General features: G+C 50.7%; 17 protein-coding genes. 8 read left to right on the forward strand and 9 right to left on the reverse strand.

Annotation, left to right across the window (positions count from 1 at the left end):
* Positions 1–39: 39 nt before the first annotated feature.
* From pyrR to sppA, 3 genes are all read left to right on the forward strand, one after another.
* Positions 40–597: a bifunctional pyr operon transcriptional regulator/uracil phosphoribosyltransferase PyrR gene (gene pyrR / locus H6F90_RS18685; protein ID WP_190432225.1), complete on the forward strand. Its 558-nt coding sequence runs from the start codon at positions 40–42 to the stop codon at positions 595–597.
* A 129-nt stretch (positions 598–726) separates the two neighbouring features.
* On the forward strand, positions 727–1776 hold the full coding sequence (fni, locus tag H6F90_RS18690; RefSeq protein ID WP_190553803.1) for a type 2 isopentenyl-diphosphate Delta-isomerase: 1050 nt from the start codon (positions 727–729) through the stop codon (positions 1774–1776).
* A gap of 168 nt (positions 1777–1944) precedes the next feature.
* Positions 1945–3759 carry a signal peptide peptidase SppA gene (gene sppA, locus H6F90_RS18695; RefSeq protein ID WP_190553804.1) on the forward strand — a complete coding sequence of 605 codons (1815 nt, stop codon included), beginning with the start codon at positions 1945–1947 and terminating at the stop codon, positions 3757–3759.
* A gap of 15 nt (positions 3760–3774) precedes the next feature.
* Here sppA and H6F90_RS18700 read toward each other — a convergent pair whose 3' ends face one another.
* Complete coding sequence (locus H6F90_RS18700; RefSeq protein ID WP_190553805.1) at positions 3775–4059, reverse strand: lipopolysaccharide assembly protein LapA domain-containing protein; 285 nt, start codon at positions 4057–4059, stop codon at positions 3775–3777.
* A 35-nt stretch (positions 4060–4094) separates the two neighbouring features.
* Here H6F90_RS18700 and H6F90_RS18705 point away from each other — a divergent pair, with 35 nt between their 5' ends.
* Positions 4095–4244, forward strand: coding sequence for a hypothetical protein (locus H6F90_RS18705; RefSeq protein WP_190553806.1), 150 nt, complete (start codon positions 4095–4097; stop codon positions 4242–4244).
* On the opposite strand, the gene H6F90_RS18710 is transcribed toward H6F90_RS18705, so the two are convergent.
* Positions 4241–5680 carry a phosphoglucomutase/phosphomannomutase family protein gene (locus tag H6F90_RS18710; RefSeq protein WP_190553807.1) on the reverse strand — a complete coding sequence of 480 codons (1440 nt, stop codon included), beginning with the start codon at positions 5678–5680 and terminating at the stop codon, positions 4241–4243. The genes H6F90_RS18705 and H6F90_RS18710 overlap by 4 nt on opposite strands.
* Positions 5681–6132: 452 nt before the next feature.
* On the opposite strand from H6F90_RS18710, the gene H6F90_RS18715 reads away from it, so the two are divergent.
* Positions 6133–7215 (forward strand): hypothetical protein, encoded by a 1083-nt coding sequence (locus tag H6F90_RS18715; protein WP_190553808.1) that lies wholly within the window; start codon positions 6133–6135, stop codon positions 7213–7215.
* Here the strand turns inward: H6F90_RS18715 and H6F90_RS18720 are convergent.
* Positions 7212–7925 (reverse strand): hypothetical protein, encoded by a 714-nt coding sequence (locus H6F90_RS18720; protein ID WP_199296013.1) that lies wholly within the window; start codon positions 7923–7925, stop codon positions 7212–7214. The genes H6F90_RS18715 and H6F90_RS18720 overlap by 4 nt on opposite strands.
* 7 nt (positions 7926–7932) lie before the next feature.
* A complete protein-coding gene (locus H6F90_RS18725) occupies positions 7933–8247 on the reverse strand; it encodes a hypothetical protein (protein ID WP_190553809.1) in 315 nt (104 codons plus the stop codon).
* A 159-nt stretch (positions 8248–8406) separates the two neighbouring features.
* Between H6F90_RS18725 and H6F90_RS18730 the strand changes: the two genes are divergently transcribed.
* Positions 8407–9357: an alpha/beta fold hydrolase gene (locus tag H6F90_RS18730; protein WP_242024532.1), complete on the forward strand. Its 951-nt coding sequence runs from the start codon at positions 8407–8409 to the stop codon at positions 9355–9357.
* On the opposite strand, the gene H6F90_RS18735 is transcribed toward H6F90_RS18730, so the two are convergent.
* The 3 genes from H6F90_RS18735 to H6F90_RS18745 all read right to left on the reverse strand — a co-directional run bounded on the left by H6F90_RS18735 (position 9354) and on the right by H6F90_RS18745 (position 11887).
* Positions 9354–10748: an LCP family protein gene (locus H6F90_RS18735; protein ID WP_190553810.1), complete on the reverse strand. Its 1395-nt coding sequence runs from the start codon at positions 10746–10748 to the stop codon at positions 9354–9356. The two genes, H6F90_RS18730 and H6F90_RS18735, sit on opposite strands and share 4 nt — an antisense overlap.
* A 282-nt stretch (positions 10749–11030) precedes the next feature.
* Positions 11031–11390, reverse strand: coding sequence for a hypothetical protein (locus H6F90_RS18740; protein ID WP_190553811.1), 360 nt, complete (start codon positions 11388–11390; stop codon positions 11031–11033).
* A gap of 2 nt (positions 11391–11392) precedes the next feature.
* On the reverse strand, positions 11393–11887 hold the full coding sequence (locus tag H6F90_RS18745) for a DUF427 domain-containing protein (protein ID WP_190432208.1): 495 nt from the start codon (positions 11885–11887) through the stop codon (positions 11393–11395).
* A 325-nt stretch (positions 11888–12212) separates the two neighbouring features.
* Here H6F90_RS18745 and H6F90_RS18750 point away from each other — a divergent pair, with 325 nt between their 5' ends.
* Complete coding sequence (locus tag H6F90_RS18750; RefSeq protein ID WP_190553812.1) at positions 12213–15659, forward strand: response regulator; 3447 nt, start codon at positions 12213–12215, stop codon at positions 15657–15659.
* On the opposite strand, the gene H6F90_RS18755 is transcribed toward H6F90_RS18750, so the two are convergent.
* Positions 15646–16323, reverse strand: a complete 678-nt coding sequence (locus H6F90_RS18755) for an SOS response-associated peptidase (RefSeq protein ID WP_190553813.1) — start codon at positions 16321–16323, stop codon at positions 15646–15648. The genes H6F90_RS18750 and H6F90_RS18755 overlap by 14 nt on opposite strands.
* A gap of 166 nt (positions 16324–16489) precedes the next feature.
* On the opposite strand from H6F90_RS18755, the gene H6F90_RS18760 reads away from it, so the two are divergent.
* Positions 16490–17731, forward strand: coding sequence for an AI-2E family transporter (locus tag H6F90_RS18760; protein WP_370588049.1), 1242 nt, complete (start codon positions 16490–16492; stop codon positions 17729–17731).
* Positions 17732–17750: 19 nt separating this feature from the next.
* Here H6F90_RS18760 and H6F90_RS18765 read toward each other — a convergent pair whose 3' ends face one another.
* Positions 17751–19040 (reverse strand): serpin family protein, encoded by a 1290-nt coding sequence (locus H6F90_RS18765; protein ID WP_190553814.1) that lies wholly within the window; start codon positions 19038–19040, stop codon positions 17751–17753.
* Between the last annotated feature and the right edge of the window lie 89 nt (positions 19041–19129).

The raw sequence follows: 19129 nt of genomic DNA on the forward strand, positions 1-19129 counted from the left end.
AGGGTGTTTCTGGCGAATACAGCTCCTAGTAGAAACTTTATGGCCTCCGAAATCATAGAAATTCTTTCAGCCGAGGAATTACGTCGGACTTTGACCCGACTAGCTTCTCAAATTGTCGAAAAAGCGAATGATTTGTCTCAGTTGGTTTTACTAGGGGTTCGCACTAGAGGCGTGCCCTTAGCTTACGCATTAGCGCGACAAATCGAGGTGCTAGAGCAGGTGCAGGTACCAGTGGGAGCTTTAGACATCACGTTTTATCGAGATGATTTAGATGAAATTGGGGTGCGTACCCCCGATAAAACCGATATTCCCTTTGATCTGTCTGGGAAAACAGTAGTCTTAGTAGATGATGTGATCTATAAGGGACGGACGATTCGAGCGGCCTTAAATGCAGTAAATGACTACGGTAGACCGCCAGAAATTTGGCTCGCCGTTTTAGTCGATCGCGGTCATCGAGAACTGCCGATTCACCCAGATTTCACAGGGAAAAAACTGCCCACCTCGAAAGAAGAGAAAGTGAAGGTCTACCTGCAAGACCTGGATGGCCGAGATGGAGTGGAACTGATTCCTCGTAAGCCCGATGGCTGGGGTGGTTAATTGCCTGGATGACTTGATTACTGAACTCGATTGCTGAACCTGATTGCTAAATAGAGGGAAGTGTCTGGAGTGCTGCCATCCAAGGTATTCTGATCAAGACTTCCCTTTTGCTTGACTCATTGGTCTTTTGTGAACGCGCCCCTCACTTCCCCCACCGAAACCCAATCCCGCAAAGCTGATCACATCCGCATCTGTTTAGATGAAAACGTGCAATGTCATCAGGTGACAAATGGACTAGAGCGTTATCGCTTTCCCCATTGCTGCTTGCCAGAGATTGACCGCAGCGAGATTAACCTAACCACTCAATTTCTGGGTAAACCGCTGGCAGCTCCCTTGCTGATTTCCTCCATGACAGGCGGCACAGAGCTAGCCAAAACGATTAATTACCGCTTAGCTACCGTCGCGCAGCACTACAAAATCGCGATGGGAGTTGGTTCCCAGCGGGTTGCCGTGGAGAATCCAGAAGTTGCACCGACCTTCAATGTGCGATCGCTCGCCCCTGATATTTTGCTATTTGCGAACCTGGGCGCGGTGCAGCTTAACTACAGCTATGGCCTAGATCAATGTTTGCGGGTGATTGATTGGCTAGAAGCCGACGCTCTGATTCTGCACCTGAATCCGCTGCAAGAGTGTGTGCAAACTAAAGGCGACACTAACTTCCGAGGCTTACTCGCTAAAATTGCCATGCTTTGCCAGAAATTGCCTGTCCCCGTAATTGCCAAAGAAGTCGGCAATGGCATCTCGGGAGCAATGGCACAAAAGCTGATTGAGGCTGGAGTGCAAGCCATTGATGTGGCAGGTGCAGGCGGGACTTCCTGGGCCAAGGTGGAGAGTGAACGGGCTACAGATGCCAAACAACGACGCTTAGGGGCGACGTTTGCCGATTGGGGCTTGCCGACCGCAGAATGCATCACCAGCATCCGGGCGATCGCTCCTACCATTCCTCTGATCGCCTCCGGCGGTTTGCGCGATGGCTTAGAAGTGGCTAAAGCGATCGCCTTAGGTGCCGACTTGGCAGGTTTGGCCCAGCCTTTCTTGCAGGCAGCTTGTGAGTCAGAAACCGCTTTGGCGGAACTGGCAGAGGTGCTGATTGCGGAGATCGAAACAGTGCTCTTCTGTACAGGCAACCCCACCATCGAAGCGCTCAGGCGATCGCAAGCTCTGGAATTGAAGGTCTAACTCACCTTTCAACCTGAGTTTGGGCATGCTGAAAGGAAAGCGGCTTCGTGATAGAGCAACTAGCATAGAGGAATGTTTTAGGCACCTAGCTAAAGCTTGACCAGTTAGTTTCTCCTTGAAGCCTGATGCTTGCTGAGGCGCTATTCACTTTTGCCAGGGATTCTCTCAATGCGTGACTTTCTCAAATACACCTTTGCTAGTTTGGCAGGGCTGATCCTCTTTTGCAGTTTAGGAGTGGGGGGGCTAATATTTTTGCTCATTGCTGCTGCGTCAGTTGACTCAGGCCCCCAGGTGAGAAACAAGTCCGTTCTAACGTTTGATTTATCCCTGAAAATTACCGATTCCAAGCCTGCTACTAGTACCAGTCAGGCGATTAGTGAAGCGCTATCGAACGACAATAATGATTCGGTCTCTCTCCAGACAGTGCTGCAAGCGATTGAGGAAGCGACTCAGGATGACCGAATTATCGCGCTTTACCTGTATGGCAACATGAGCGCGGGTAGTAGCAGTTCTGGCTTGGCAACTTTGAAGGAAGTGCGGGAAGCGCTAGAGCGGTTTCGGACCAAGGGCAAAAAGATTATTGCCTACGACATGGAGTGGGGAGAGAGAGAGTATTACCTCGGCTCCGTTGCCAACACTGTTGTACTCAATCCAATTGGTTCAATGGAACTGAACGGGTTTAGTTCCCAGCCAACTTTCTACACCGGAGCTTTGCAAAAGTATGGGGTCGGTGTTCAGGTCACTAGAGTTGGCAAGTACAAATCAGCCGTAGAACCATTCCTCCTCACTAAGCAAAGCTCTGCCAGCCGTGAACAAACGGCCAAACTCCTAGGAGACCTCTGGAGCGAATTCTCCACTACTGTCAGCAAAGACCGGAAACTCAAGCCTCAGCAAATTCAAGCGATCGCCGATAACCAAGGCGTTTTGTTAGCCGAAGAAGCTTTGCAACGGCGCTTAGTTGATAAAGTGGCTTACTTCGATGAAGTTGTGGCCGAGTTGAAGCAAATAACGGACAGCGACGAAGACGAGCGCTCCTTCCGGCAAATTAGCTTGCCGACCTATGCCAGAGCGGTTGAATCCGACACGGAAAAATCTTCCAGCAATCAAGTCGCAGTGGTATATGCCGAAGGCGACATTGTAGAAGGGATTGGCGGCCCTAGCTCGGTCGGAGGCGATCGCCTAGCTAGACAACTGCGAGAACTGCGGCTCAACGATGATGTCAAAGCAGTTGTATTACGAGTGAATAGCCCAGGTGGTAGCGTCACCGCTTCCGAAGTGATTCAGCGAGAAGTAGTGCTGATCAAGAAAGTCAAACCGATTGTAGTGTCAATGGGAGATGTGGCCGCGTCCGGTGGTTACTGGATCTCCACCTATGCCGATCGGATCTTCGCCGAACCTAATACGATCACTGGTTCCATCGGCGTATTCGGCCTCTTGCCCAACGTGCAAAAACTAGCCAACGCCCAAGGCATTACTTGGGATGTGGTGAAGACCGCCCGCTTTGCTGATAGCGAAGGCATTACACGCCCTAGAACTTCCCAAGAATTAGCCGTACATCAGCGCGTCGTCGATCGAATTTATGACCGCTTCCTGACCAAAGTTGCTGAATCTCGCAAACTGCCCAAACAGAAAGTAGCAACCTTAGCTCAAGGACGAGTGTGGTCAGGCACATCCGCCAAACAACTCGGCTTAGTCGACGCGATCGGGGGCCTCAATGCTGCCGTCGAAGATGCCGCCAAGCGAGCCAAGTTGGGCGATGACTGGAAATTAGAAGAATATCCTAAGACCCGCAGTCTAGAAGATCAAATTCTCAAGCGGCTCATCGGTGATCCAGCCGCTCAGGTTGCTGAAACAGCTACCGAAAAAGTTGATCCATTCACAGCCGAGTTGCTCAAAGTGCAACAAGATTGGTCCACCCTGAAAGCCTTCAACGATTCTCTTGGTGTCTATGCCCGCCTACCCCTCAACCTACGGATCGATTAGTTCGAAGCCTGAGTTTTACCAATCTTCAGACCAGCTATCGTCACTCTGAGCCCTTCCACCCGGATTGACTGAGGAACCAGAGTAACCCCGACTAGAGCTGCTGAAACCCCATAGAAACTGGAGCAGCGCCATCCCAACCATACCCAGTCCCACACTAAACGCCAGCACAATCCCAAACGGAATTTCCACCGACTTAAACAGCAGAAACTCAAAAGAGACAGGCGTAAAATTCTGCACCGAAACAATGGCGATCGCCACAACCCAGGCAGCCAAAAGTAGCGAGGCGAGTAGATTAACCATTGGTAGGGGGTGAAGAGAAAGAGGAGGGATGAAGGATGAAAGGAGAAGAGGGAGTCAGGAGTCAGAAATTAGGAGACAGAAGTTCCCCAACTAAAGACACCGAAGTTACCTTTGGAGGGGGTCTGGGGGACGCAACCGTCTCTCAGCGGGGGTTTGGGGGCAAGCGCCCCCAAGGCTTTTCTTAAACACCCACAGGTTGAATCTGATGAATCACCCGATCCATATGCTGAGCAATTTGGATTTCCTTCTCAGGAGAATTTGTCTCCATGTAAACCCGCATCAACGGCTCAGTTCCAGAAGGACGTAGCAACACCCAGCTACCATCTTCTAGGTAAAGCTTAATGCCATCCTTGCGCCCAACTTCCTTCACCTTAATCCCTGCCACTTCCGACGGTGGATTCTTGGTGAAAGATTCCAACACCGCTTCCTTGTGAGGGTTTTCCAAGTGCAAGTCGAGACGCTTGTTGTAGAGCGGACCGCCTGCTTCGGCGATCACTTCTGTTACCAACTGGCTCAAAGGCTTGCCTGCATAAGCGATCGCCTCAGCCACCAACATATCTGCCAAAACCCCATCTTTTTCAGGGATATGATCAATGATGCTGAGACCACCCGACTCCTCACCACCAATTAGAACCGTGGTTTCCCGCATTTTCTGGCCGACATACTTGAAGCCAACCGCCGTTTCGTGAATTTCTAAGCCATACTTAGCAGCAAAATTATCTAGCAGATGGGTCGTAGCCACAGTCCGCACGATCGCGCCATTTTTGCCTTTATTCTTGACCAAATGGCGGGCCAACAACAGCAGCACCGTGTTGGGAGTCAAGACATTGCCTTGCTCATCCACAATGCCGAAGCGATCGCTATCTCCATCTGTCGCCAAGCCCAGGTCCGCGTGATCGCGCTTCACGGCTGCAACTAATTCTTCTAGCTGCTCCCCCTTCGGTTCAGGCATACCTCCACCAAACAGCACATCTCTGTAAGTGTGGAACGCTTCTATTTCACAGCCACAGTGCATCAGCACTTCATCCAAATAACCCCGTGAAGTGGAGTAGAGTGCGTCATACTTCACCTTGAGCTTAGCGCTGCGAATCCGCTCGACATCTAAAAGCGTATAGATGAACTTTAAATATTCTGGCTTGGGGTCAAAGGTGGAAATGCGATCGCCATTGCCAGTCGATGCAGGCGCGTCACTCGCTCCTTCAATATTGGCGACAATCGTATCTGTAATTTCGGTCGTGGCAGGACCTGCATAGTCAGGAATATATTTAATCCCGCAGTAAGGTGCAGGATTGTGGCTCGCCGTGAACATCAGCGCTCCGGCTGAGTTGAGGTGACGAGCATTATAGGCAATGACAGGCGTTGGGCAGTCCCGATCCACGATTTTGACAGTCCAACCTAACTCTGCCAACACTTCAGCAGCCGTTTGAGCAAACTCATCTGCTAAGAAGCGAGTGTCATAGCCAATTAAAACCGGTCGATCCTGAGAGTAAGCGGTTTTGAGATAGCTGGCGATCGCGCGTGTTACCCGCCGCACATTAGCAAAGGTAAAGTCGTCAGCAATGATCCCTCGCCATCCATCCGTACCAAACTTAATCGCTTTCGAATTGCTGCCTGCACTCATAGTTGCCACTTTGCTTAATTCACCCTCAATAGTACAAGAACCTTTCGGTCCCAGGTGTAGCAATCTGCGCTAGCATTACGCCTTGCTGTTAGCACACCTAGCCCGGCTTGCGAGATTTTATGTAACTAGAGTGAGACGTTATGGATACAATTTATACCTTAAGGAAGGTAGACTTTTCTCATAAAATATGGGTTAAACGGCTAATTTCTGACTTCAGACTGAATTGAGCTTCCAATTTATCTTCCCGAGATTGAAGATTCTCAACAGTCTGTTTTACTTTTCAGCAAAAATACAGGATACTTGATGTCCAATAGAGTATTTCTCAGAAAAGCTGTAAATATCTAAGTACTTCCCTGCTTGATCATGGGTGCTGAATGACTCAGCCGCCGCTGGAGATGATCAAGTTTTGATTTTTAGCTTCAAAAACCCTGTTGATAATTGTGGATTTGGTAATGACTCATTCCCTGGCATCTACTGCGGCTAAAGAGCAACCGTCTATGGCATTGCCGTCTCAGCTGCAACGGATTGCAGCACCCAGTCCAGGTTCCAGGGGGGCAGTACCAGAATCTAAGGTTCATTCCTTAGCAGCCATTTGGGCCAGAAAATACGTCGTTGCCGTCACTTCTAAGGAAACGACAGAGCAACTAAAAACGAGTGACAACCTGGCGGCGATCAATTCCAAAGAGGGGCGCACTCTCACTGCTAGTAAGCTACTCAAGCAGTTAACCTTAGCCAGCGCTCAGGCTTGGTCCACCACAGAAACGTTGCTCTCCGAAGAAATGGAGCGCCACGATATTGACCCCAGCTTGATCGACCCCTGGCAAATTTCAGCCGATGCTCACAACTTGTTCAAAAAGTCATTAGATGCTTACGCTGAGCGCATTACTCCTCGGCGGTTGTCAGTGGTGGTGGGGAATGACTTTGGCCGAGTGCGGCGCAAATACACAGCTCAAGACCCACGCGCGATCGGCTTTGTCAGCATGCAGTTTCACTACACTGGCAAAATGCTGCTAGAAAAACTGCCGCCGACCGAGCGATCGCTGCTAGAGCCTTACTTCAAGGTTATGGATGACCACATGTATATGCCTTTGCGGGATGCTTACAGAGCAGCGGCAGAGCATGACCTTGGCTCTCCCGTCTTAGAAGCAGTACAGGCTCTATTGCCTGTGAGCACCAAAATTGCTCATGCGGTTTGCAGCCAAGTGGGGCGATCGAATCCGGGTTATGAGAGCTATAGTGGCCTACTCAACTCATCATCCGTTCGAGTTTCCAGCGTCCGTGATGTAGAAATGTTCCAGGTGTACCTCTGCCTGTGCATTTTGGAAGACAGCATTCGCTCGGTGCAACAAGAACTCTTCCCGCTTTGTGTCATGCTTTACCCCCGCCTCAACGTCAGTTGGAAGTTGGTGCAAGACATGCTACAAACGCTGGGCTGGGAAATGCACGATCGCCTCACCCCAGATCATCTAGCGCTATTTTTACCCTACCTCCGTACCTTGACTGAGATGTTTTCCGTTGAAGTCTTTCAGAATTAAGGTTTCAAACAATTCTGAGCTGGGCAAAGGATTTCTACCGTCTTGATCGCGGCATCTGGTGCAAACGCTTGAGTCTCGTTGTATTCCTGCGTGGGTGAAGGGTAGATGCCTGCAAATTGAGCTTTATTTTGGGTCTGAGGGCGGAAATGAATCCTGTCAGCGGGCTGCTGAGCGAACTTCACGTACTCTCTCGACTCGTTGGCCGTATGGTAAGACAGCGTTGCCTGACCATAAATAGTTTCGGCCTGCTGGAGTGTCATGCTAGGGCCAACACCCTCAGCCGTTTGGAACTGAGGATTATCTGTTAGCAAAATTTCAAACTTATCTGTATCCGCTAGTTGGGTGACAGCCGGATACAGGATGTAAAACAGGGTTTCTTTTCCTTGCTGCACCGCGATCGCATCAAAGTCAACAATGTAGGGTGACTCAACCTTGAAAGATGTTTCTGGCCCTAACGCCTGCTTCACCTCTCCTAACGTCATGCCAAATTGAGCCGCTCCAATACCTTTCGCGGAAATCGTCTGGGCTGAGGTAGGCGACTGGGTTGGTGCAGGGCGATCGCTAGGGCTGGCTATAGCTGTAGCACTGGGACTACCAGCAACACTTGCCGGGGGACTAGATGATGTTTGTTGAGGTACTGAATTGCAACCTAGCAGGGGCACCAAAATACCAAGCCAGAGAACGTAAAACTTCGCCGGAAAATGTTTCACAGGGCAATTAATATTCCAAGAACAGCATGTCGAAAGTTTCTGGCTGACTAGAGGCAGTCGGGGGGAGAGATCGTGCCTCTGGAACTATACCTGACCGCATTTGTTGCAAAGTTGTTTCTAACGCCGCAATTTGTTGATCCAGTTGGGTCATTCGCTGATTGATTTGCTGGGTGCGTTGCTCAATTTTTTGCTGCTCCTCTTGCAGCCGTTTTCGCTCTACTACCAGCTTATAGACATCCAGATAGACCGTCGCTTCAGTTTGCGGACGGGGCATTGTGCTGATTTTGGGGGTGATATTGGGACGGATGGGTCTTGGCGGCATCTTCAAATTCCCTGCTTTTTGCTGCTAGTGTTCCCAAACTTGGCGTTTTGCTTGTAACTTCAGCCTATGTTCTAGCTATTACCGCGCATTCCTGCGGGCTTGTTGCCACAATAAGGATTGAAGCTTATGCAGTTTTGCCAGTAGTTCTCTAGAAATTCCATGATGCCCCCCGTTTCTAATGCCTCAGCCGTGACTTACTCCCATCTCACTGCCTTGACCTGGAACTGGCAGGGATTTCCAATTTCTTACCATACCCAAGGCGATCGCGGGCCTGCCGTTGTCCTGGTACATGGGTTTGGGGCATCCTGGGGACACTGGCGCAAGAATATTCCCGCTCTAGCCACTACCTGTCGCGTTTACGCCCTAGATCTGATTGGCTTTGGGGGTTCGGCTAAACCGAAACCTGGCCCATTGCAGCCTGGGGAGCAAATCGAGTACACGATGGAAACGTGGGGACGACAGGTTGCGGATTTTTGCCAAGAGGTCGTGGGTGGACCTGCTTTTCTGGTAGGAAATTCGATTGGTTGCATTGTGGCAATGCAAGCAGCGGTGGATCGGCCAGAAGTTGCCCTGGGGGTAGCTTTACTCAACTGTTCCTTACGCCTACTGCACGATCACAAGCGATTGGGATTGCCTTGGCATCGTCGAGTGGGTGCCCCGGTGCTACAGCGTCTACTGGGCGTGAGTTGGATTGGGCAGTTCTTTTTTAGCCGCCTCGCCCAACGCAAGGTGGTGCGGAAGATCTTATTGCAAGCATATCGAGATCCAGCTGCAGTTTCGGATGAACTAGTGGATCTATTGATGGCCCCTACCGTGGATGCAGGGGCAGCAGCAGTCTTCTTGGCTTTTACTCGCTACTCTCAGGGGCCATTGCCAGAAGACTTACTACCCGTCTTACCTTGTCCCGCGATTATTCTTTGGGGTGCCGAAGATCCTTGGGAGCCGATCGCTTTGGGCCAAGAGTTCGCCAAGTTTCCCCAAGTCCAGCAATTTATTGCGCTGGAGGGCTTAGGGCACTGTCCGCAAGATGAAGCTCCAGAGCGGGTAAATCCGATTTTGCAGGAGTGGATTATGACTCAGGCGGCTCACTCCGAGGAAGCTGTTTCTTAGCGGCTTTGCTGGCGCAGCCAATCCTTACCGACTTGGATCGTGACATCCGATTGCAAAGCTCCTGTGCTCTCGATGCGGACTTCACCAACTCCTAAAACTTGGCGCAAGGCTTCGGCGCTTTCGGCATCTCCTTGTTGGGCCACAATCCGTGTCACATTCAGCGGTTCGGTCCAAGGATCATTGACGGAAACATTCTCATATCCTGCCTGATTTAGCGCACTCATCACGCCTTCTGTAGCCGCAGACTCACGGGTGCTGTCTTGGATCGCGACTCGCAAATAGGCGGGGTTCGTAGGCAAAGCACTACCCACACCAAGATTGAAGTGCTGGGCCATGAGGGATTGGATGCGATCCTGATCAGGAACCCAATAACTTGCTTGGAATTCTCCTGGAGCGCTAAAATCGCCAGGCACCATCAGCATCTTCACGTTAGAGCGGTTGGCCTGAGTGGCAAATCCGACCAAAGCCATTAACTCTTCTACGCTCAGATTTGTGTCGAGATGCGACTGAATCACAGACAAAATCTTGGGAACGCGAGCCAAGGTAACGGGATTGAGCGCTTGCTCCATTAAGGCTCGCATCAGCATTTGCTGGCGTTGAATGCGGCCAATATCTCCATTCTCGTCGTAGCGAAACCGCAAAAACTGTAGAGCTTGGTTGCCGTTTAAGCGACGTTTACCAGCCTTGAGATTAATGTAGAGGTGTTGGCTGTCATCCTGATACTTCATGTCTTTGGGGATGTAGACCGTGACACCACCCAAAGCATCGATTAGTTTTTCAATTCCCTGCACATTGATCCGAACATAGCGATCGATACCCACGCCATCGAGTAACTCGCTGGTAGCTTTGGCGCTGAGGGCAGGGCCACCATAGTAGTTCGCTTCATTAATCTTGGTGACTCCGTATCCTTCCACATAGGCACGGGTGTCGCGAGGAATGGATAGTACCGCTAACTTTTTGCTGTCTGGATCGAAGCGAACCAGCAACATGGTGTCAGTCAAACCATCAAGCGAGTTGATTGTGGCTTGATAACCTAAGTTACGCGCGTAAGCAGGCGGATTTTGGACGTCGGTGGAGAGAACCTTAGCGCCCAATATCAGAATGCTGACGGGACGGGTGAGTTGAGGTAAGCGGAAGTTAGGATTGCTGGAAATGCTCTCGCCTTGCCCAAAGACTGCTGCTTCTTCAGCGCTGAGTTTACTCTGCATCAGCGGGGTAGTTGCCAAAGATACTGCCAGCAAAGCCCCAGCCGTCGCTGATAACATAGCGACCCCAGTGAGGCTAAACAATAGCCAAACCAAACGTGAGTTACTTGATTTCGTCGGTTTCTTGGGCACGGGCTGATGACGTTTTGGCAGCGATCGCTGGTAAGGGATCTTTTGGGTCGACACTGGCTTCCTCAACACACACTAAAGCAAAAATAGCTGATGCTACTGGAGTGACTTGGAAACCTTTGCACCCAAATTGCTCAAACATAGGGCAGCCAATCTCAGGCTGGCAAGCCAATAGTTTTCCAGCCTCTGTCCAGTTCACAGCAGCATGTTAACAGTATTCCCTAGATTCTGTGCCAAAACTGGACATTTGATGCCCCTCTCTTAGGTTTAGCTAAGGAACGAGCCCTTTGGCTTCAAACGCAAGAGAGAGTTATCGCTCATCTAAAAGCAGCTTCCTACTTACGGTAGGCGATCGCTGAGATGACTGACTCCAGGCAAACGCAATGGTTTACGCTGCCACAGCCGCACCATTAACCAGATGTTGACCAAAAAATAGCCAGAGGTGAGCAAACTGCTCATCAATAGCAAGGGTAGGGTGAGAGATTCCGAAGTTTGGGCTCCAGTGCCTAATAAGATATACCCAAACAGCCATCCTAGGGCGAGGGTTACAACCAAGCGACTCAGGGCTTTTCTCTGACGGCCTCCTTCATTGCGATGGAGTGTCCAGATGGCGGGAAAAAAGCCGACGACTGGGATCAAGTAGAAGAATATTTGTAGCCGTTTTAAGTCCTGGCTTTCTAGAGGGTCAACATCTTTCATGCTTACCAACCCCAAGTCCCCGATGCGCCTTTAAACGGGCCAACAATATCTGAGGTGATCCAACCGCCGTAAAAGTTTCCTGGTTGGGGCTGGACCTGTTCTCCATCGACGTAGCAGGCTTCCATCAAGTGGGGATAAAACGCCACATAGTCCTTGATCGGCTCAAAAGCAGGAGTCGGCTCAGGGTAAAACCAAGCAGCATTTGGAGCTTGGCGATCGCCGACTGCAACGGTGTAGTAACCTGCCCGTCCTTTCCACTCACACCAAGATGCTTGAGCAGAAGCAATTAAAGAGTCTGGATTAATATCCGCAGGAGGAAGGTAATAAACGGGAGGATGACTGGTTTCTAAAACTCGTTTTGCTTGATGGGTGTCTGCGATCACGACGCCATTAAAGACTATTTGAATATGCTTAGGAGAATCTTCTAAGCGGGGCGGACGGGGGTAGTCCCAGACTGATTCTTGTCCTGGCCCTGGAATAGTACGCTCACGGTTCACTTACAATCATCTCCTCAGAAAGACAACCTCAGCCAGCAAAATTTGTATCATGAATGATTCCGATTTTTCAGCCGTGCTGGAGCGGCAAGCGCTCAGAGAGGGCGATCGCTCTCCTATGGGCAAGAGGCTAATTTTGTTGGTGGGGCTAACCATAGGCTAACAACTGCTGAGAAATTTCACTGCCAACTCAGTTCCCCGCTCCAGATCGGGAATACTGCATGTGTCTTCCTGGCATCTAAGCTGCAAAGCTGAATCCATGAGTGCCAGGCTCAGAATCAATGGCAAACTCTATCAGTTCTACTTCTACTCTCAGAGGTTTTAGCAGATGCTGAGTGAACTGCTTTTCGGCGCTAACCTTTTGCTGGCAGGCTACTACCTCAGTACTGTCTTTCTCGCGGCTCGCAGAGCGGCCCGACAGCCATTGATACCAGAAGTAGCTTGGTTGGCTCCGCTCTCGAAAGCACTGTCTCTGACTCCGTTGAGCCACCCCACTTTGGTCCTAGAAGCGCCAGCTATGGGGCAGATGACTGAGCAAATGATTCAGCCAACCATTGAGCAAACGGCCGAGCACGATCAGGCCAGAAACCCCCTCAAGATGACTGGTTCCGGCTCTAACTTGACACAAAAACAAACGGAGCAAAAACAAGCGGCAGCAGCGATCGCTAAACGAGAGCAATATTTAGCAGCTTTAGTCGAAGTGCAGCAACAACTCTTGGTCTGCAAGGAAGATTGGCAGGGTTACACTTCAGTCCTCCAGCTCCTAGGCCAGGTTTCTGGAGCTAGCCGAGTTTATATTTTTGAAAACCACTTTGAAAACTCCCATCTGCACAGTTCTCAGTTACTGATGAGCCAACGGGCCGAGTGGTGTACCGCAGGCGTTCAACCCGAAATTGACAATCCCGAGCTACAAAATCTTTCCTATGCCGACTTTTTCCCCCGCTGGGCCGAGAGGTTGTCGCAAGGCGAGATTGTGGCGGGCATCGTGGTTGATTTCCCCGAATCAGAACGAGTAATTTTGGAGCCGCAAGGCATTCTATCGATTTTAGTGTTGCCCTTTATTGTCAATAGCCGATTTTGTGGCTTCATTGGTTTTGATAACTGTGTAGAAGCCCGCGCTTGGGAAACCTCGGAAATTGATTTGTTGCGGGCTGCGGCTGCCGCGATCGCCTTAGCGCAAGAACGCCATCAAGCCGAGGCAGTGTTGCAACAACAGTTTCAGCGCACGCTCTTACTCAAGAAAATTACCGAAGAAATTCGCCAAAGCCTGGATGCCTCCCAAATTTTTCAGACTGCGGTGCAACAAATTGGTCAAGCTTTTGGCGTGAATCGTTGTGTGATTCGGACCTATCTCACGACCCCTACCCCTCGGATTTGCTTGGTGGCTCAATATGCTGAATCCGGTTTTAGCTTGATCAATCAGGCAGAAGTGGCCGATATTTCTGCGGTTAATAATGATTTGGTAGCAGCAGTTTTGTCGCAAGACCGAGCGATCGCCTACACCAATGTCTATGCTGACCCGCTATTAGAGCCTTATCACTTTATTTTTAATCCCTTAGAACTTAAATCTTTATTGACGATTCGCACCTCCTATCAAGGGGAAGCGAATGGCGTAATCAGCCTCTACCAGTGTGATGACTTTCGCGCCTGGACTCCTAATGAAGTAGAGCTTCTAGAGTCAGTGGCCGCCCAAGTGGGGATTGCTCTGAGTCAGGCGCACTTGTTAGAGCAAGAAAAGCACCAGCGCCAAAAGTTGACGGAACAGAATGAAGCCCTAGAACAGGCAAAGCAGGCGGCTGAAACAGCTAACCGAATTAAGAGCGAATTTTTAGCCACAGTCAGTCATGAAATTCGTACACCTATGAATGCGGTGATCGGTCTGGCGGGCCTCTTGCTCGATACAGGGCTGACTATTCAACAGCGAGATTTTACTGAAACCATTCGTAGTAGTGGAGAAACGCTCTTAACCATCATCAATGACATCTTAGATTTCTCTAAGATTGAATCTGGCAAGTTGGAGCTAGAGCAACAGCCCTTTAATCTCTGTACTTGTATTGAAGGAGTGCTGGACTTACTAGCACCCAAGGCGGCAGAAAAAGGGTTGCAAGTGGCTTATGTCCTGGAGACACAAGTTCCTACTTCAATCGTGAGCGACGTCACTAGGCTCCGACAAATCTTAGTTAATCTGCTCGGCAATGCGATTAAGTTTACGGCAGCCGGAGAGGTGGTGGTTACCGTCGCTGCTCGCAAGTTAGGGGCAACCCACGCTTCTGCCAGTTCTGGGGCATCGAAATATTCGATTCGTGTGGCGGTGAAAGATACCGGAATTGGCATTCCTAGCGATCGCCTTCACCGTCTGTTTCATCCCTTTAGTCAAATTGACGCTTCCACTAGCCGTCAGTATGGCGGTACTGGGTTAGGGTTGGCCATTAGTCAGCGCTTAAGCGAATTGATGGGAGGCCGCATTTGGGTGGAGAGTGAAGTCGGGGTGGGCTCTACTTTCTATTTCTCCATTGTGGTTGAGGCGACACCTGATGCTGTAGAGAGCGAGCTATCAATGCGATCGCCCCAGTTTGCTGGAAAACGACTGCTGATCGTGGAAGGCAATGTGACAATTCGCCAAATCTTGGTTCAACAAGCTCAGATGTGGGGCGTCACGGCTGAAGCCGTCGGTTCTAGCCAGGCAGCCTTGGAGCAAATTACGCAAACTCCCGCCTTCGATTTGGTGATGCTGGACCCACAAGTTCCAGGCTTTGATGGCTTGAGCTTGGCGACAGCGATTCGCCAACAGCCGCAAGGTCAAACCGTCCCCCTCGCCCTGCTGAGCTCTGTAGGCAATTCCAAAGCCCAGACCGAGCTAAGCCCGATCAAGATTGCAGCAATCTTGAGTAAACCGATTAAGCAGTCGCATTTCTATGAACTCCTGATGCAAGTTTGGGGACCAGAGGCAGGCTCTGCTTCATCTGCTAGCCTGCGGGCTTCGGAGGTCAAAGCTGAGATTCCTTGGCTGGCGGCGCAACATCCTTTACGAATCTTGCTAGCTGAAGACAATGTGGTGAACCAAAAAGTAGCCTTGCATTTGTTGCAACGGATGGGCTACCGCGCTGATGTGGCAGGTAATGGCTTGGAAGTATTAGTTGCTCTGCGCCGCCAGCGTTATGACCTGATTCTGATGGACATGCAGATGCCCGAAATGGATGGCTTGACGGCAACAAAACAGATTTGTCAGGCTTGGTCGGTGACTGAGCGGCCTCGCATTGTTGCCATGACTGCCAACGCCATGCAAGGAGACCGAGAAGTTTGTCTGCAAGCAGGGATGGATGACTATATCAGCAAACCGATTCGAGTCGAAGAACTAATGCGGGTGCTGCGAGAAGGTCAGGCTATAACAGCCCAGAAAGCTAGTACTTTTGCCTTTGGAGCCCTAGAGACTGTAATTGATTTGGAAATATTGCAGTCTTTGCAACAGGGCGAAGACCTAGCTGCTAGTAGCTTCTACCAGGCGATTGACAGTTATCTAGAGGAATCCGCTGATTTGATGCAAGCGATCGCGCTAGCGGTGACGAATCACGATCCAGCCGCCTTACATCAAGCCGCCCAAACCTGGAAATCTTTGAGTGTGATGGTCGGGGCTTTGCCACTAGCTGAGCTTTGCCAAGAACTGGAAGCGATCGCGTGTCAGGCAACGCTGGAAGAAGCCGTGGTTTTGCTGCCCCGCTTAGACCTCGAATACAGAAAGGTGAGAACGGTGCTCCAGCAAGTTAAAGACTGTTGATACACTCAGCATGGTCATAGGCAGGACTGTTGACTTTAGTGCTAACTGGGTAAGCAGTCATAGCCTCGGCTGCATAAGGCTGAAGCCAGGGTTGCAACTGCTCAGGCTCCCTCACAGTGGGATCAAGCCACAAGTCGTGGCTTTCCGGGGGCAAAATCACTGGCATGCGATCGTGAATCGAGCTGAGTAACGCATTGGCTTGGGTAGTGAGAATGGTACAGGAGTCAAGGCGATCGCCCTCTGGGGTTTGCCAATGCTCCCACAGCCCTGCGAAGGCAAACGGTTGCTGATTTTGCAGTCGGAAGTAGAAGGGTTGCTTTTTCTTCTCTAAGCGCTGCCACTCATAAAAACCATCTGCCACAATCAGGCAACGTCTTTGCCGAAAGGCTGCTCTAAAAGCAGGCTTCTCCGCCACTGTTTCGGAGCGAGCATTAATCAACCGAGATCCCATACTCATGTCTTTAGCCCAACTGGGAATCAGTCCCCAGCGCAACTGACGCAATTGTCTCTGGGGCGGTTCTGCGGGTTCTGCGGTCGCGAGAATTGCCATGATCGGCTGCGTCGGCGCAATATTGTACCGGGGTGCGAGATCAGGTACTGCCGCTAAGTGAAATGTGGCAGCAATGGTTGCTGCGGATTGGCTCTGAGTAAATCGTCCACACATGCCTAAATCCTTCGCCTCTCAAACCTGGGATAGCTTTTTTTCTGAGCAGATTCTCTTACATTGAATGTAGAGCTAGGCCGAACCAGGCTTGCTCTGTCTAGCGAAGAATATTCATCCTTGGTAATACTCTTACTAGAGTTTATTTACTAGATTGGGCTTGACCTCCGTGGCTGATGATCGGTTGCAACTAAAAACTCAATCTGAACCACCTGTCCAGCGGCCTACGCAAGCTCGGCGGCTGTTGAATTGGTGGCAATCTCTCAAGCCGTTTCCGCGCTTTTTGGCGATCGCGCTAGCAGCACCCCTCCTGGTGCTGAATGCTTGGGCGCTGGCGTTGATGTTCGAGTACTTCCACTCCCTGATTGTGATTTTGATTGGCGCGTCTTTGATCGCCTTTCTGCTCAACTACCCAGTCAGTTGGTTGGAGCGGCATGGCGCACAACGGCAGCAAGCAGCAATTTTGGTATTTTTGTTGGCTTTGTCGGTGTTGTTGGCTTTGGGGGTGACATTGGTCCCGTTGGTGTTCAGTCAAGCTCAACAATTAGTCAGTCGCTTGCCCGACTGGATTGACTCTGGGCGGCGGCAATTGTTGATGTTGAATGAGCGAGCCGAAGCGTTGAATTTGCCCGTTAATTTTGATGCGTTGGTAGTGCAAATCAACGATCGCTTGAAGGGACAATTACAAGGAATTGCAGGGCAAGCGCTTAACCTGGCGGTAATTACAGTTACAAGCTTGCTAGATGGTCTATTGACCATTGTGCTGTCGTTCTACTTGCTGCAACACAGCGATCGCCTTTGGTTCAGCGTGGTGGAGTGGCTACCTGCTCCAGTGCGTCAGCCTTTTACCCAGACGCTACGCCTGAGTTTTCAGAACTTTTTCATTGGGCAGTTGATTCTTGCTACCTGCATGGCCTCTGCCTTGATTCCCACATTTTTGTGGCTGAAGGTGCCTTTTGGCTTATTGTTTGGCTTGACCATTGGTTTGATGGCTTTGGTGCCCTTTGGTGGTACCGTCGGCATTGCCCTCGTGACGCTACTGGTAACTTTGCAAAACGTGTGGCTAGGGCTGCGAGTTTTGATTGCCTCCGTCATTGTCCAGCAGATTCTAGAAAACTTGATTGCCCCTCGAATCTTGGGCAGCATGACAGGCCTAAACCCAGTCTGGGTCCTAATCTCTATTTTGGCAGGGGCACGGGTCGGTGGATTGCTCGGTGTAATTGTGGCGGTGCCCACAGCAGTCGTGATCAAAACTGCTTTAATGGCCTTGCGATCGCCCAACCTCGGCCAAGCCGCAAGCCACAATTTTGTGACGGAAGGGCCGAGTCTCAGCGCTCCACGCACGATTGTGGAAACCGCACCCATGCACCCGCCAGAAGACCCCACGCTCAAAGAGGTGCCAGAAGCTTAGCGCTCCACCCAGTTCGAGCCTAGGTCTGAGGATTTACCATCGAACCCATGAACAGCAAGCTACCTGTTTGATTGTCTCGGATCGCGTAAAAGAAGGGGCGATCGGCCACTAGCTTGAATGGCGTTGGTGGAAATTGAGTTGAGGTGACGATCATCTCTACCGAAGTTGCTGCTGTTGCTTCAGTGCCGACTTCATTGACTTCCACAAAGGTTTTGTGTCGCACCTGATCGATTGCCAAATCTGCCTGACTCATTCCCGAAAAATCTGCTTTGCTGCCATTGAAAGCAATGCCCATGCCCAACGTTTTCAATGCGTTGTTGAGATTGAGGTCGTACTCTAGCTTGAACTTGGGAATTTGAACGGAACCGGGACGATTTCGGAACTCCTTCATCCATTGCTCCCAATTAGCGGCGGTTAAATCGCGGTAGAAGGACGGCAGATTAGATTTAGATTTAGGCAAAAACAGATACAAGCTCAAGCGCCCTTCTCCATAAGGCAGGCTTACCGCTTGAAACTTACTAGTTTCGTAATAGTCGTATTCCCCGGTTTGGGTCATCAGGGGGTGCTGCTTACGGGTACCATTCGCCAGCGTAAAGGGACGCTCTACTGTGGCTGCTGCGTCGAAGGCTTCGCTCCACTTGCCTTTGAAGTAGACCGCATTGAGCAGCAACAGCACCAAATTCGGTTGTACTTGGTCCACAATCTGGCTGATTTTACTTCGGGTCTTCTGCTTCACCCAATTGTTGATCTGCTTGGGTGCCTGAGGCTGGGTGAAATCCAGTTCCGTGATTTGGGCTTTGTAGAACTGTTGGTTGCGCTGCAAAAATTCTCGTTGTAATCCCGTGCCTTTTTGGGTCCACAACGAGTTGGCGATCGCTACTTCTACTGCTGGGTCTGCCTTTTGCAATCCTGAGATCAAGGCTGCATTGCTGCGGTTCACGTCTGCTAAGCTTAACCCTTGCAGTTCCAGCGCTTTCGCCATTGCTTGCTGCGTCTCTCCTTTGGCTCCGTTGTAGGTCATCGCTAAGGCGATCGCAACACTGGAGGGTGAGATAAACACATTCTTGCCAGCATCAGCTTTCAGAGCTTGGGCAAATAGCTTGAAGCCAAAGGTGGTGTTGGCAGTCACAAGTTTACGATCAAGGGCCTCTGATTGCGAAGTGGTTGCCTGAGCCTGAGGCCGCACAGAAGCATTAGGCCGTGCCTGGGCAGCGCTAAGCGTCACCAGTTGCCAACCACCGACCAAGCTAAGCAGTAACAGGGTGCTAGCGGTAATCGTGCCAACTCGTTGCAATGACCGTAAATTCATGAGGCTGCTCTGTGGCTCAGGGATGAAAAACTTTCCTCCCCTAGATTAGTCTGGTCGGGATAAAAGCATCGGGTAGTTACCTTTTCCGC

The organism is Trichocoleus sp. FACHB-591 (assembly GCF_014695845.1).
Classification (GTDB): Bacteria; Cyanobacteriota; Cyanobacteriia; order FACHB-46; family FACHB-46; genus Trichocoleus.

Bases quoted from the DNA above. Each gene is read 5' to 3' on its own strand.
- pyrR (WP_190432225.1), top strand. From the start codon at position 40: ATGGCCTCCGAAATCATAGAAATTCTTTCAGCCGAGGAATTACGTCGG.
- H6F90_RS18750 (WP_190553812.1), top strand. From the start codon at position 12,213: ATGCTGAGTGAACTGCTTTTCGGCGCTAACCTTTTGCTGGCAGGCTAC.
- H6F90_RS18755 (WP_190553813.1), bottom strand. From the start codon at position 16,323: ATGTGTGGACGATTTACTCAGAGCCAATCCGCAGCAACCATTGCTGCC.
- H6F90_RS18705 (WP_190553806.1), top strand. From the start codon at position 4,095: ATGAAAGGAGAAGAGGGAGTCAGGAGTCAGAAATTAGGAGACAGAAGT.
- H6F90_RS18725 (WP_190553809.1), bottom strand. From the start codon at position 8,247: ATGCCGCCAAGACCCATCCGTCCCAATATCACCCCCAAAATCAGCACA.
- H6F90_RS18740 (WP_190553811.1), bottom strand. From the start codon at position 11,390: ATGAAAGATGTTGACCCTCTAGAAAGCCAGGACTTAAAACGGCTACAA.
- H6F90_RS18710 (WP_190553807.1), bottom strand. From the start codon at position 5,680: ATGAGTGCAGGCAGCAATTCGAAAGCGATTAAGTTTGGTACGGATGGA.
- H6F90_RS18715 (WP_190553808.1), top strand. From the start codon at position 6,133: ATGACTCATTCCCTGGCATCTACTGCGGCTAAAGAGCAACCGTCTATG.
- H6F90_RS18730 (WP_242024532.1), top strand. From the start codon at position 8,407: ATGATGCCCCCCGTTTCTAATGCCTCAGCCGTGACTTACTCCCATCTC.
- H6F90_RS18765 (WP_190553814.1), bottom strand. From the start codon at position 19,040: ATGAATTTACGGTCATTGCAACGAGTTGGCACGATTACCGCTAGCACC.
- H6F90_RS18700 (WP_190553805.1), bottom strand. From the start codon at position 4,059: ATGGTTAATCTACTCGCCTCGCTACTTTTGGCTGCCTGGGTTGTGGCG.
- sppA (WP_190553804.1), top strand. From the start codon at position 1,945: ATGCGTGACTTTCTCAAATACACCTTTGCTAGTTTGGCAGGGCTGATC.